Origin of the sequence: Coprococcus sp. AF99-45, from assembly GCF_027663865.1 — a bacterium.
Classification (GTDB): Bacteria; Bacillota; Clostridia; order Lachnospirales; family Lachnospiraceae; genus Allocoprococcus; species Allocoprococcus comes.
The window spans coordinates 68,089-81,664 of sequence record NZ_JAQDGZ010000013.1; the positions used below are offsets into that span (position 1 = coordinate 68,089).

Sequence of the window (13,576 nt, forward strand, 5' to 3'; positions counted from 1 at the left end):
CAGTCTTTTGTCGCTTCAATTATACTTCTTTTCTTTTTTGCTCTTTTTTGATCTCCCGTTTTAAAATCCTTTTACCGATAAAATTTTTCAGGTGATCTGCCCAGTTCTCACCATTTGCAAAGGAAGCAATACTATGTCCTGTTCCAAACCACATTCTGGTATTCAGCTGCTCTTTGCACCGGTAAACAAACTGTTCCTGCCAAGGGAAATCCATGCTGGCAATCACACAGTCTACTTCTCCGCCGTTGACCAGATTGGTGATCCTGTCATCCTCACTTTCGTCTGCCGGTACTGCTTTCATACCGACAACCTGAATCCCACTGTATGCCTCATGCAGATAGCCCTGCAGTCTGTCTCCTTCTTCCTCAGATCCTGCCAGTATAAATATCTTACAGCGGTTCTTATGAAAATAATGGAATACCATCTTCAGCATCGTCTGATCCTCCATCTCCTGGATCCGCTTTCTATCTGTGATCTTTGCAGCTTCAAGAATCGCCATATCTCCCGGAAGCAGAAGATCCAGTTTCTCCAGCTCTTCCTTCATACCGTCAAGCTGTGTCGCTCTCATCAGGGTATCCACCGTAACAATATCTACTGTGTTAAGTTCTTCTGTCTGCATATATTCTGCAATGATCTTCATCGCATCTTTTGCCGTACAGTTATCAAGCTGTACGTCCAGTACGTTCATTTTTTCATTCATTTGCCTCACCCGTTCCATTTTCTCGGTTTTTGCGGTCAAGCGATTATATCAAACATACAGTGCTTTTTCAACAAACGTTGCAAAATATTCACATTTTTTAAAATTTGTAATATTATTGTAAATTCCCAGTCTCATTCTTCCTGGATTTTTTTGAAATGATTCCTCCGATCCGCCCGGTTTCTTTTGATGACAGACTCTTCCAGCCATCTTCCAGAACCTTATCGAGAAGTCCAAGCTCCTCCGCAATCTCGTATTTTACCCGCTCACTTGTTTCCAGATTGGGGATATCTTCGCGTCTGATTTTCTTTGTCTTTGTGCTTTTCATACCTTTCAACTCCTTTTTCAGAGTGTTTCCCCAATTACGGATTTTATACATTTATACCTGGTTATTATAAAAGAAGCCGGAAACATTACTTCCGACTTCTTCTCCTTCTGCCTTTTCTTTATCGGCAAAGCTCTCTTATTTTTTATTCTGGATCCGGAATGATAACTGCTGCAACAAAATAGGCAACCACGGCAGTCCCACAGCTTACGCAAGCCAGCAAAACACCTCCAAGCCGGATCAATGTAGGATCGATATTAAAATATTCTCCAAGACCTCCACATACACCGCAGATCTTACGGTTTGTTACGGATCTGTATAATCTTTTCTGTTCCATAAAAATTCCTCCTAAAAGTTTCTCCTATTTTTGTGTTTCTTCTATTATATATGTGTTTCATCTGATAGATTTTTCTGTCTATGTTAATTCTAATGGAAACGGATCTCCACGCTGCCTGCTCCGTTCGATATCTCAATCATGCGTTTACTGCCATTATCGATTGACTTCTCTGTGCTTAAGCCGCCAAGATCTATATCTTCTCCAATTTCTATCGAACCGGCACTACTATCCAGTTCATAATTATAATCCTCCACTTTTCCTTCCAGATTCAGTGTGACGCTTCCAGCACCACAGTCAATGTCCACTTCTTTTTCCACTGTTCCATAAAAATCCAGACTTCCGGCACCTGTTTCTACATCTAACTCCTCTATATCTGCATTTTTTATTGTACAGCCTGATGCCCCGCTTTCAATCTTAAGGCTTTTCGCATTTAGTCCATCGATCTCTGCTGTTACTGCACCATATTCCATGTCCACCTGATCGAACTTGTAATCTCTTGGAAGATAGATCACAAGTATTCCCTTTACGTTTCTCACATTTTTGAAATCGAAACTGCTGCGCATTTTCATTGTTATTTCCAGAGTTTTCCTGTCATCGGACAGTCTTTTCTGCACTGCATTTTCCGTTTTCATCCTGGAATCATCCACATGGATCTTATCATCCGTCCCCGTCTTGATCTGTACCTCACTTGCACCGATATCAAGCTTCAGATTCTCTACGTTCGAAAATGTCTCCTCTGATACAACATTTTCTGTCTCTTCCGGCTCATCATCGTCGTCATCATCATCCCAATCTTCCTCGAAAGAAACGTAATCCTTTCTTATAATACCAATTCCATTCGGATATGCTTTTTCAAACTGTGAAAATGTGACTCCAAGACATAACGCAATGATACAAAATACAACTCCTGCCCCTGTCAGGCTTATAATAACTGTCCAGAAAATCTTCCATCCTTTTTTCATCTGCATTCACCTCTCTTTTTCTGAAATGGTATGCGACAAAGATTTACAAATCCACGGAACATCATTGGAATCAGTTTGATGCATCCCCATCCGATCAATACTGTAAATACTGCCCCAAGTGCCAGCAGCAGGCAGCCGACACCAAGCATTCCGATTCCAAGAGCCGGGGAATAAAACAGCTGACCAAATCCGTGAATCCCCAACAGAATCCCTACGGCTGCGGTTGCAACTGCTGCCACCCAGATCGCTATTGCTGATATTGCAAGTACGACCAGAACTCCAAATGCCGCCAAAAGAAGACCAAGTGCTGTCGGAACTACAATTGGAAGCCCAATCAAAAGGATACAGATGATCAAAATGATCTTGCCGGCACTGGATTTCTTCCGTGGCATTTCTGTCGTCTGACCCGCACCATATCCCTGATTTCCCGCATATGTATATCCCTGATTAGAATTGGCTGTATAAGAATACTGTCTTTCTGAAAATGGATTCCTGTCATTCTGTGACTGGCTTTCTCCACATGTCTCCGAATAGCTGTCTTTATAATAGCCATCTTTTCCCGCCGGATACTCACTGGTATCAAAACGTCTGTCCTGATATCCTCTCTCTCCGTACTCTCCATAACTTTCCGCCTCATCGGTATTGCCATTTATCCCGGCACGGATCGTTTCTGCAAGCTTTGCAGGACTTCCCAGCTCTTCGATTACCTTTTCTTCATTCTCGCTTCCGGCGTCATCAAAATAATCGTTGTAATACTGCATTGCTTCTTCTCTTTCTTCTTTCGAAATTCCTTGAAGCAGTGCATCTAATTCCCTCATATACTCTGTACGGCTCATTCGGCTGCACCTCCCTCGAACATCTCTGTAATCTTCCTTGTGTAGTTCTTCCATTCGACTTTATACAAATTAAGCTGTGCCATTCCTTTTTCTGTAACTTTATAGTATCTGCGGTTTCTTCCGTCAAACTGCATATCGTAGACTTCCAGGCATTCATCTTTCTGAAGTCTTCTGAGTACCGGGTACATCGTTGATTCCGATACATCCAGAACTCTCCGGACATCCTGTGTGATCTTATATCAATAGGTTCCTTCCTGTTCCCGTGATACAACGGCAAGCACGATTGCATCAAGGAGGGCAGCTCCGGTGTTAAATACCATATGATTCACATCCTTTTATTGTTTGTTATATTGTTTTGTTAAGCATATTATACGTTATATAATATAGTGAGTCAATATAATATTGTATAAGACTTTCTGAAGATTTCCTAAAGAAATGGGTGGGAGACGGATGGTGGGAGGGAGGTTGTGACAGCTTGCGGATAGAAATAAAGTCCACCGCTTCCCACGGGGCGAAAGCATTCCGATGAGCCTCTGAATGCGAACATTGTGTCAGCAATGGCTTCCACAATGTTTGAGTCTCATCTCCATTGCCCCTCAAGGGAAGTGGTGGACTTTATTTCTATCTGCAAGCCACTCAAGGTTATCGAATGACCAGCCATCCGCTTGGGCGGGCTGCCAGGGCTGATGCTGGGGCGAAATTTGAAGGATTGTGAAAGGGGACGCACAGCGCCTATAAAGCGACTGTGCTGGGGAATCAAATATTTTAAATATGGGGGTAAAGAAAATATGTAATTACTATTTGAATGATTAGAATAATAGGGATTCCCAATTTGAATTTCAGGTGGCGGGTTTTGTGGTGGTAGTGTTTCATGGCGAGGAGGGCGGCTGGGGAGCCGCCCAGAAGGGCCAGGAGGATGAGGGTGCGTTCGGGGATTCGCCATTTGTTTTGGCGGGCTTTGGTTTTATCGGCGGCGTAGGTGAAGTAGGTGATGATGTTGATCAATAGCAGGTATGCAAGGAGTATTATTTTAATCATTTTTGTAGTCCTCCAGGTGGATTTCTTTGCGAAGGGTGAAGGAGTAGATGATCTGTTCTTTTACTTTTTTCCGGATGATCTGTTCAAGGGCTTTGGTGTAAAGGCGGAGCTGTTCCCGGTAGCGGTCTTTTAGTTCGGCTTCGGTTTGTACACGGTCGGTTTTATAATCGAGTACGATGATTTCTCCGTCTTCTTCAAAGTAAGCATCAATAATTCCCTGGATCAGTACCATTTCACCCTTTTTCTGATCCGGATAAAATTCTTTTGCATCTACACCGAGAACAAACGGCTGCTCGCGGTAAAGTGTTTTTGCCCTGGCTGCATTTTGCATTCTTTTTCCCACATTCGTATTAAGAAACTCCATAATTTCTTTTTTTTGAATACACCCGGCTGTTCCCGCATCCAGGTATCCTTCGTTTTTCAGATTCTCTATGTTTTCCCGCAGTAAATCCATCGTATATATTTTCGAAAAATCGAGAAGCTCCATTACTTTATGATAAGCTGTTCCTTTTGTTGCTCCTTTTACCTCTTCTTCCTCTTTCATAAAATTCGGAAGGATTGGAACAATCTCCTCTTCCGGAATCAGTATTTCTCCATCTTCTTCTTCCGAAGCTGCCGCATATTTTTTCAGCTCTGACACGGTGTACTTCATTTTCAGCTGATCTTCACCCTGATACGGATATCTGTAGGAAAATGCTTCCTCGATTTTTGCCCGAAAACGTTCATCTGTCACAGACATCGGATGTTCTTCTGCTTCTATTTTTTCAAGGAACACCTCTTTTTCCAGATAATCTGCTGCTTCCTTATCCACTTCACCTTCTACAAGCGTATCAACACCAATCACTTTTAATTCGATTGGAACTTCTTCTGTTTTACGCACTGCCGCCGGAAGAATCCAGTCATAATAAGACGTTGCACGTGCAAGTTTTGTAAAGTCCAGTGTTTCTTTCTGACTATTTTCCTGTTCCAGCTGACAGGCTTCCAATTTGTCTGCCGCATGTGGAACCGTTCCGGTAAGAATCAGCTTTTCCTTTGCACGTGTAAGTGCTACATAAAGCACACGAAGCTCCTCACCAAGATTTTCCAGACCGATTTCATTTTGAATAACTTTCTTTAATAGTGTCGGAGATTTGGTTCGCCGCTCCAGATCGATCGCATCGATTCCAAGCCCCAGATCCGGATGGATCACAACACTTGCCGTGGTATCCTGAATGTTGAACCTCTTTCCCATTCCGGTCACGATCACAACCGGGAATTCCAGTCCTTTACTCTTATGGATACTCATCAGACGAACTGCATCCGTCTGCTCATCGTAAAGCCCGGCTTCCCCAAAGTCTACATTATATTTCTTGAGCTGATCAATATAACGGACAAAATGATACAGTCCCTTATAGCTGGTTGCCTCAAATGCCTTTGCCCTGGTGATCAGCATATCAAGATTCGCGCGCCTTCCTTTTCCTCCTGGCATTGCCGCGATATAATCCCGGTATCCTGTCTTTTTCATGATCTCCCACAGGAGATCATGGATTGCCGTGTACGGTATCCTCTCCCGGAAATAAAAGAGCCATCCAAATACATCGCGCACTTTTTTCAAAATGCCCGCCGGAAGATCTGTCTTTTTTTCCGGATCCGCTGTTTCCAGCACATTCTGATAAAATGGTACTTCTGCATTCAATTCTCTGATCTGTGCCAGTTCTTCATTTGTCATTCTTCCAAACGGGGATTTCAGCACTGCAACGAGTGGAATGTCCTGACGAAAATTGTCAAGTACACGCAGATAGTCCATCATCCATCCAATTTCCAGAGTTTCAAAATACCCATCTGCCGATTCAGCCAGAACCGGTATTCCCTCATCCTGCAAAATTCGTGTAACAGTATCGGTCCACCCTGCAGGGCTTCTTGTCAGGATTACAATATCCTGATAGCGTATCGGTCGCAACATTCCCGTTTCTTTATCTACAATCTGCTGATTTTCCATCAGCTCTCCGATTCTTTGTGCGATCAGACGGACTTCCAGCTCTTTTGCCGTCTGGCTTCCGCTTCGCACAGAAAGCCCGGTATCCTCTTCCTCACTTTTTGTATCCAGAAGAAGAATTTCTGTCTCATTCTTTTCGGATTCCGGGTAAGAAGCTCCCACATAAAGTGCAGCATTCTCATCGTATGTGATCCTTCCAAGCTCTTCGGTCATGATCTGTCGGAAAATGAAGTTTACCGCATCCAGCACTTCTGCCCGGCTTCGGAAATTTTTGTGCAGATCGATTCGCCTGTTTCCTCCGTCCGTCAGACTGTAGGTATTGAATTTTTCCATGAAAAGCTCCGGCCTTGACAAGCGGAAACGGTAAATACTCTGCTTCACATCTCCTACCATGAAGAGATTATTTTCCCCTCTGCTGATCCGGGACACACTGGTCAGGATCGCCTCCTGAATCAGGTTACTGTCCTGATATTCATCGATCATTACTTCCTCAAATGTATTCTGATACTCCTTTGCCACCTCAGAAGGCACTCTTTTTCCGTTTTCTTTTCTTGTCAGGATCTGCAAGGCAAACTGTTCCATATCCCGGAAATCGATCAGATTTTTTTCTGCCTTCTTAGCTGCAAGTACCCTCTGGTATTCTTTTACCAGACTAACCAGCTCATGCATCACCGGAATGCAGATTTTCCGGTCTGCTTCCATCTCAGATGGCGACTGGAAAAAATAATTGTTTCGAATATCATCGATAAGTTTCTTCCAGATATCCCGATAGGCTCTTACCTGCTCTCTTTTTGTCGGATCTACTGCGTCATCTTTCTTTCTGGACAGAGTTTTCCATGCCGGCTTTTCTTTCAGTGCCTCATACATTTCTTCATAGCTCTTTGCCGCAAAAAGCTTTCTCAGAACTTTCTGATCCGCTTCCAGCATATCTCCATACATATACGGTCCGTCCGGTTCCATGCAGATCTGGTCCGCTTTTTCCATCAGCATCTGCATATCCGCAACTGTTCTCCGGATATACTCCATCACCTTTTCAATATAAATGGCTTTTTCCCCGCTCTCTTCGTACATCCTTGCACAGTCATCCAGCCACTCCTCCGGATCCGGATAACTTCCGGCAAATTCATACAGTCTGCTGATGATTTCTTCCACCTGCAGATCTTCCCTTCCGGTTGCAAAAGTCTCCACAAAACGCAGGAAATCCTCGTTTCCTTCTTCATATTTTGCTTCCAGAAGCTCTTTCATCACGTCCTGCTTCAAAAGCTTTAATTCTCCTTCTTCCGCAATACGGAATCCCGGATCCAGATCGATCGTGTGAAAATACTCCCGGATCACAGACAGGCAGAAGCTGTGGATCGTTGTAATCTTTGCTGTATGGATCAGGGCAGACTGCCGCTTCAGATGTTCACTTGACGGATCCTCCTCCAGCTCCTTCTCAATCGCAGCACCGATCCTTTCTTTCATCTCAGCAGCAGCCGCCTCAGTGTAGGTCACGATCAGCATATGGTCGACATCCACCGGATTTGCATCCCTTGTCAGCCTCGCAATAATCCGCTCCACCAGAACAGCAGTTTTCCCGGAGCCAGCGGCTGCTGACACCAGAATATTATGATCGCGCAGGTCGATCACCTGCTGCTGTTCTTCGGTCCATTTTACTCCCATGTCTGCTTCTCCTCTTCCAGCTTCGCCATAATTTTCTCCATTACAATTTCCTTCGGAAGCTTCTCAAGCTTCCGGTATTCATATCCTTCGATCTGCTCATCAAATCCGCAGATATCCCGGTATGGGCAATACGTACAGCCATTTTGTGTACCCATCTCATACGGCAGTGCCTCCGCCTTTCCGCGGTACATTGCTCCCTGAAGATCAGTCCGTCTTTTCTGTGCATAAGTCAGCACTGCATCAAACTCTTCCGGCAGGAGCATTTTGGATGCTTTGGAATAGCCGCTTTTCGTCTTTCCTGCCGGAATCACAAGCGAATTCCCCGAAAAATCCGCATCCAGTCTCTGAATCACGGCATCCTCCTGACGGATGATTCCATCCAGCCGAAGCTCCTTTAAAATTGCCTCTTCCAGTTTTTCTTCATCCAGCTCTTTCCCGACGATCGGATCCTTCATCCGATAGTAGAAAATGCCTGCCGGCACAATCTTTTTACCCGGATGTTTTCTTTCCTCCAGCCGGACTGCTTCTTCCATATACACCACCAGCTGCATCTGCAGACCATGATAAAAAGCTGCCATATCAAAACTCTTTGCCCCGGTTTTATAATCCAGGATCTTCACATAGACCTGATCTTCCGTCTCACATGTATCGATCCTGTCAATCTTTCCGCTTCCAAAGCTTACCTCATAGCCCTCCGGTTTAAATCTTCCCTTCCGAAGCTGCTTTGTCATCGCCCAGACCGTCCGGTTCATCATACGTTTCATACGTGGCACGATATACGCGTTCCGCGCACTGCTGTAGATTACGGTATTGCTGTAATCTACGATACTCTCATCCACGCTTTCCGACGCAAACTGTTCCTGCTGCTCCTTTGTAACCTCAGTCCATTCCAGGCCTTCCCGTTCTACCCGTCGGGCATATTTTTCCAGTGCTTTATGAAAAATATTTCCAAAATCAAGAGCAGCAAATTCATAGACCTCTCTCTCCTTAAGGCGAAGTCCATAGGTCAGAAAATGCGCACAGGCACAGGCAGCAAATTTCTCCAGTCTTGAAATGCTTGGTGCCCAGTCTCCATAAAGCTTCCGTGCGGTCTGCAAAGTCAGATTGTCCTCCGGCCTGCGGTATCTGCTGATCCTTGCCAGATCGTGCACCTTTTCGTTCCAGTCCTCCTGCGCACAATACCAACGGTACAGCTCCTGCCAGCTGCCTTCCTCCATCTTTTTCGGGTTCTGTAATCCTTCGATCAATGACCCGATCCCGGTCTGTGGAAGCATTTCTTTTGTCTCCATCCCATACTGATCCATATTAAATACAGGAAGCTTTGTATACATCCGCTTCAGATCCCCGATCAGATATGCCGCCCTCCTGCTCTTTCCATCGGCCGATACTTTACTGTAGGTCAGCATCAATTCTTCCGTCGGCTTTGTCATGTGCAGATACAGATAAAATTTCTGGATGTAACTTTTTTCTCTTGTTCCCGGTGCAAGCGCAATTCCTCTTTCTTCAAAACGCTCCCGGTCTCTGTCTGAAATCAGTCCACCTGCGGATGCATTTCCCGGAATCAGAGAATCATTGACTCCCAGAAGGATCAGCGCCCGGATATCTTTCAGTCTCGTTCGCTCAATATCTCCTGCCATCACTTCATCCAGACTTGGCGGAATTACACCGATCCTTGCCTCTTCCATTCCGGCATCCAGAAGCTCCCTGTACTCTTTGAGCGCAATCCGCTCATCTCCAAGAAGACTTACAAACTTGTCAAACAGCTCCATCACCACACGATAGATCTGTGCATATTCTTTTGCAAGTGCAAGCTCTCCTGCTTCTGTAAATTGATTCTCCAATACTTTTACCTGCTTCTGGATTTCTTCTTTTTCCAGAAATTCACAGATTGCAAGCGTCACATCCCGCACTGTCTTCTGACGCTGCTTTAAGACAAACACCAGCTCTTCTGTTTTTTCCACAAAGCATACCCGGAGATGATTCAGTACCTCCAACTCTTCCTCGGTCGTATCCTTCGCTCTGCGGATCCATTTTTCCTGCCATTTTTTGTAACCACGGATGCCCAGCGCAAGTACATAATTTTCCAGAAGATCCAATTCCTCACCGGTAAATCCGACCAGATCCGTTCTTAAGAAACGGAACACACTTTCTGCAGAAAAATTCTGTTCTGCCATCGCAAGAAGACTCCGGATATACTCCACAAAAGAATTTAAAAGTACATTCCGCTTATAATCCATGAAAACCGGAATCTCATACTCCCGGAAAGTCTTCTCGATCTCATCCGCATAGAGATTCATGTCACTTGCGATCACCGCGATCTCCCGGTAACGATATTCTTTCTTGCGAATTAAAAAACGTATCCTCTGGGCAGCGCATTCTACTTCCATCCTGGGATTTGCCGCTGCATAAACCCGCACATTTGACTGCTTTTCCCTGTAAGTCCTGCCACTGTAACGGAACAGTTCCTTCTCCAGAAATGCAAGTGCCGGCGCATTTTTAAAACGCCAGACCGGCTCCTGGTACAGACAGACCGGCTCTTCGACCAGCACCTTTTCCTCCCCTGCAATCTTCACAAGAGACGTCACCATCTGCTTACTCAGCGCAAACAGCTGATACTTGTCTTTCATCACGTAAGGATCTTCCCTCTTATCCATCGTGACAGTAATCATCACCTTCTGACAATGATGCAGCATTTCCCCCAGCACCTTGTTCTGAAGCGGCGTAAATCCGGTAAACCCATCCAGTACGATCACACTGTCCTTCAGCATTCTCGATTTGTCCATCACATTGCAGAGAATGTCCAGAATTTCTTCTTTTGTAATATATTTATCTGCAAGATATTCTTCAAATGCCTGATACATCACCTGGATATCCTTCAATTTCCAGGCAAGATACGAAGACTCATCTGCCTCCGTGATCATATCATCCATGCCATCCGGGGAAATGTTGTACTGCGTCAGCTCGGAAATAACGGATTTCACCTCACTGATGTAACCTGGCTTTTTGATATTTCCTTTTAAAACTTTTAGCGAATCTTCTTTTTTCCCCGCGAGTCGCCTGAGAATCAGATTCTTTCCTTCATCATCCAGAATCTCCCTGCTTCCATTCCCTGTTTCTTCCAGAACACGAAAAGCAAGACGTGCAAAACTCAGCACGTCTATGTTCATAATTCCATGTCTCGGATGCCGCAGGACCAGTTCCTTCTGCGTCTGCATCGTGAACTGTTCCGGCACCAGAATAATATAATTAATATCAGGATGTTTCATTGATTCCCGAATGATATGTTCATATAGATAATGTGACTTGCCCGAACCCGGATTTCCAAAAATAAACTGTAAAGCCATCTGTTATACCCTCCCGTCAAGCTCTTTCGGCACGTATGCAGATACATGGATTCCATCTTCTTTGTATTCTTCCTCCAGCAGTTCTCCATACTTCCGGATGAGCTGGATTTTCCCGGATTCCTGATAGGAATAAACTCGTTCGATATAAATTTTCTGCTCCCGCAGGATCTCTTCTATTGCCTGAAGAAGCGCCTCCAGACCTTCTCCGGTCTTTGCAGACACCTGTACGATCCGGTCTGCCTTAAAGTCACGTACCGTCAGGCTTTCCCCGATCCTGTCCATCTTGTTAAATGCCGTGATCACCGGTTTGTCCATTGCCTCCAGACGCTGCAGTGTCTCATACACCACATACATCTGCTCATCCATCTGTGGATTGGATGCATCGACTACATGCAGGATCAGATCCGCATACTTCGCTTCTTCCAGCGTACTTTTAAATGCATCGATCAGATGATGAGGCAACTTCCGGATAAAGCCTACCGTATCTGTCAGAAGAATCTCCTGCCCACTTGGCAGCTTCCGGCTTCTTGTCGTCGGATCAAGAGTTGCAAAAAGCTGATCCTCCTGCAGCACACCGGCTCCGGTCAGTGTGTTGAGAAGCGTGGACTTTCCGGCATTGGTATAACCGACAATTGCCACGACCGGGATCCGGTTCTTCGTCCGCTGTTCGCGTGTCAGTTCCCGGTGTCTCTTCACCTCCCTGAGTTCACGGTTCAGCTGTGCGATCCGGTTCTTGATGAGTCTCCGGTCCATCTCCAGCTTCTTTTCTCCCGGTCCTCTGGTTCCGATTCCGCCTCCCAGACGTGACATCGCCCTTCCTGCCCCAGTAAGCTGTGACTGCCGGTACTTAAGCTGTGCCAGTTCTACCTGGATCTTTCCTTCACTTGTAGAAGCCCGTCCTGCAAAAATATCCAGAATGACCATCGTCCGGTCCATTACCTTCACATCCAGAATATCCGTCAGATTGTTCATCTGTGCCGGAGACAGCTCATCATCACAGACGATCCCGGTTGCGTCAAGCTCCCACAAAAGCTCCCGGATTTCCTCAATCTTGCCTTTTCCGACATAAGTTCCCGGATGGACAAGCTCTCTTTTCTGGATTACCCGTCCGACCGCTTCCGCACCTGCGGTCTTCACCAGATCCTTTAACTCATCCAGAGAATCTTCCGTGTCATCGTTCTCCCTTGTACTGACACCGACCAGAATTACCCTTTCCTTTTCTTCTTTTATTTCATAAAGTGCCATATTATTCTCCCCTGCCAGATTTCTTTCCGTCCCGGATCAGATCTGCTCATCCGATCCGCTCTACTGCTGATCTCCTTCCGAAATCTGTGTATTTAAAAATTCCTGCTCTTTCAGCGCTTTTTTGTCATCTGGATTTGCTTTCAGATAACTGTCCAGCTTCTCTTTTGCAGACTGGTAATCCCCTGCTTTTTCATAGGCAACTACCAGATTATATGCCATTTCTTTTAGCAGCTCTTTTCCTGCGCCTGAAAGCTCCTGCCCATTTTCGAAATAATACACTGCCTTTTCCGGTTTATCCAGTTCCAAATCGCAGATTCCCAGAATATTATAAAGAGTTGCTGTCTCTTCCGTTCCATTCTTCAATGCTTTTTCCAACGCCTTCTCTGCCTTTTCATACTTTTTCTGTTCCCAGTAGCAGAGTCCGAGTCCGCGATAAGCCTCTCCCAGATTCTTCTTTTTGTCTACCGCATCCTGGAATTCCACCTCTGCATTTTTATAGTCTTTTTCTTCCAGATACTTCGTTCCTTTTTTTACAGAACCAGCACATCCCGTTACTGTCATACAAAGTGCTACAAGGATCCCTATGATTACCTTTTTCTTTCTTCCTGCTGTCACTGTTATCGTTTCCTTCCTTCTATATTGATATATCATCTGTTATTCCAGAATATGCTCCATTCCCTGGTTCATGATGGTCTGGATATGATCATCAGCAAGGGAATAGAACACCGTTTTTCCTTCCCGTCTGTTCTTCACAAGCTTCATCTGCTTGAGCATCCGGAGCTGATGGGAAATCGCGGACTGCGTCATTCCAAGAACTTCCGCCAGATCACAAACACACATCTCAGACTGAAAAAGAACACATAAAATCCGGATCCGCGTGGTATCTGCAAATACCTTGAAAAAATCAGCAAGATCCTTCAAAACCTCTTCATCCGGTATATGCCCCTCTGCCTTATGTACAAGTTCTTCGTGTATACAAAATGTATCACAACATTCTACTTCTGTCTTTTTCATAGTTACCCCTTTCATATGAACAAGTATTCATATATCTATTATGCCAAATGATCTCTTTACGGTCAACTGTTTCCATTGATTCCGGCATGCAAAGTAAAAAAGAAGTTACTGTTCACTCCCCAATGTCATTTAGTTAAGTTA

The 13,576-nt window shown here is 45.0% G+C and carries 11 protein-coding genes and 1 pseudogene; all 12 read right to left on the reverse strand.

Annotated elements, in window-relative coordinates; genetic code table 11:
* Window positions 1–19 precede the first annotated feature (19 nt).
* Complete coding sequence (locus PGR14_RS10520; protein ID WP_022220992.1) at window positions 20–700, reverse strand: WecB/TagA/CpsF family glycosyltransferase; 681 nt, start codon at window positions 698–700, stop codon at window positions 20–22.
* A 112-nt stretch (window positions 701–812) separates the two neighbouring features.
* Entirely contained in the window at window positions 813–1,025 is a 213-nt protein-coding gene (locus PGR14_RS10525; protein WP_022220993.1) for a small, acid-soluble spore protein, alpha/beta type, read from the reverse strand.
* 142 nt (window positions 1,026–1,167) lie between these two features.
* Window positions 1,168–1,359, reverse strand: a complete 192-nt coding sequence (locus PGR14_RS10530; protein ID WP_008372894.1) for a PspC domain-containing protein — start codon at window positions 1,357–1,359, stop codon at window positions 1,168–1,170.
* Window positions 1,360–1,448: 89 nt separating this feature from the next.
* Window positions 1,449–2,321 carry a DUF4097 family beta strand repeat-containing protein gene (locus PGR14_RS10535; protein ID WP_270223356.1) on the reverse strand — a complete coding sequence of 291 codons (873 nt, stop codon included), beginning with the start codon at window positions 2,319–2,321 and terminating at the stop codon, window positions 1,449–1,451.
* Window positions 2,318–3,157 carry a DUF1700 domain-containing protein gene (locus PGR14_RS10540; protein WP_055156350.1) on the reverse strand — a complete coding sequence of 280 codons (840 nt, stop codon included), beginning with the start codon at window positions 3,155–3,157 and terminating at the stop codon, window positions 2,318–2,320. The genes PGR14_RS10535 and PGR14_RS10540 overlap by 4 nt, the downstream gene beginning before the upstream one ends.
* Window positions 3,154–3,477, reverse strand: a pseudogene (locus PGR14_RS10545) (PadR family transcriptional regulator). Before PGR14_RS10545 ends, PGR14_RS10540 begins: the two are co-directional and overlap by 4 nt.
* 445 nt (window positions 3,478–3,922) lie before the next feature.
* Window positions 3,923–4,195, reverse strand: a complete 273-nt coding sequence (locus tag PGR14_RS10550; RefSeq protein ID WP_082424231.1) for a DUF1294 domain-containing protein — start codon at window positions 4,193–4,195, stop codon at window positions 3,923–3,925.
* The gene (gene addA / locus PGR14_RS10555; RefSeq protein ID WP_270223358.1) at window positions 4,188–7,832 is read right to left on the reverse strand and encodes a helicase-exonuclease AddAB subunit AddA; all 3,645 of its coding nucleotides are present in this window, start codon (window positions 7,830–7,832) and stop codon (window positions 4,188–4,190) included. The genes PGR14_RS10550 and addA overlap by 8 nt, the downstream gene beginning before the upstream one ends.
* Window positions 7,823–11,176, reverse strand: coding sequence for a helicase-exonuclease AddAB subunit AddB (gene addB / locus PGR14_RS10560; RefSeq protein ID WP_270223359.1), 3,354 nt, complete (start codon window positions 11,174–11,176; stop codon window positions 7,823–7,825). Before addB ends, addA begins: the two co-directional genes overlap by 10 nt.
* A 3-nt stretch (window positions 11,177–11,179) precedes the next feature.
* Window positions 11,180–12,421 carry a GTPase HflX gene (hflX, locus tag PGR14_RS10565; RefSeq protein WP_055156345.1) on the reverse strand — a complete coding sequence of 414 codons (1,242 nt, stop codon included), beginning with the start codon at window positions 12,419–12,421 and terminating at the stop codon, window positions 11,180–11,182.
* Between the two features lie 60 nt (window positions 12,422–12,481).
* Window positions 12,482–13,036 carry a tetratricopeptide repeat protein gene (locus PGR14_RS10570; protein ID WP_049938179.1) on the reverse strand — a complete coding sequence of 185 codons (555 nt, stop codon included), beginning with the start codon at window positions 13,034–13,036 and terminating at the stop codon, window positions 12,482–12,484.
* Window positions 13,037–13,075: 39 nt separating this feature from the next.
* Complete coding sequence (locus PGR14_RS10575; RefSeq protein ID WP_022220999.1) at window positions 13,076–13,435, reverse strand: ArsR/SmtB family transcription factor; 360 nt, start codon at window positions 13,433–13,435, stop codon at window positions 13,076–13,078.
* Window positions 13,436–13,576 lie beyond the last annotated feature (141 nt).

Bases quoted from the DNA above. Each gene is read 5' to 3' on its own strand.
- PGR14_RS10525 (WP_022220993.1), bottom strand. From the start codon at position 1,025: ATGAAAAGCACAAAGACAAAGAAAATCAGACGCGAAGATATCCCCAAT.
- hflX (WP_055156345.1), bottom strand. From the start codon at position 12,421: ATGGCACTTTATGAAATAAAAGAAGAAAAGGAAAGGGTAATTCTGGTC.
- PGR14_RS10540 (WP_055156350.1), bottom strand. From the start codon at position 3,157: ATGAGCCGTACAGAGTATATGAGGGAATTAGATGCACTGCTTCAAGGA.
- PGR14_RS10520 (WP_022220992.1), bottom strand. From the start codon at position 700: ATGAATGAAAAAATGAACGTACTGGACGTACAGCTTGATAACTGTACG.
- PGR14_RS10575 (WP_022220999.1), bottom strand. From the start codon at position 13,435: ATGAAAAAGACAGAAGTAGAATGTTGTGATACATTTTGTATACACGAA.
- addA (WP_270223358.1), bottom strand. From the start codon at position 7,832: ATGGGAGTAAAATGGACCGAAGAACAGCAGCAGGTGATCGACCTGCGC.
- PGR14_RS10550 (WP_082424231.1), bottom strand. From the start codon at position 4,195: ATGATTAAAATAATACTCCTTGCATACCTGCTATTGATCAACATCATC.
- PGR14_RS10535 (WP_270223356.1), bottom strand. From the start codon at position 2,321: ATGAAAAAAGGATGGAAGATTTTCTGGACAGTTATTATAAGCCTGACA.
- PGR14_RS10530 (WP_008372894.1), bottom strand. From the start codon at position 1,359: ATGGAACAGAAAAGATTATACAGATCCGTAACAAACCGTAAGATCTGC.
- addB (WP_270223359.1), bottom strand. From the start codon at position 11,176: ATGGCTTTACAGTTTATTTTTGGAAATCCGGGTTCGGGCAAGTCACAT.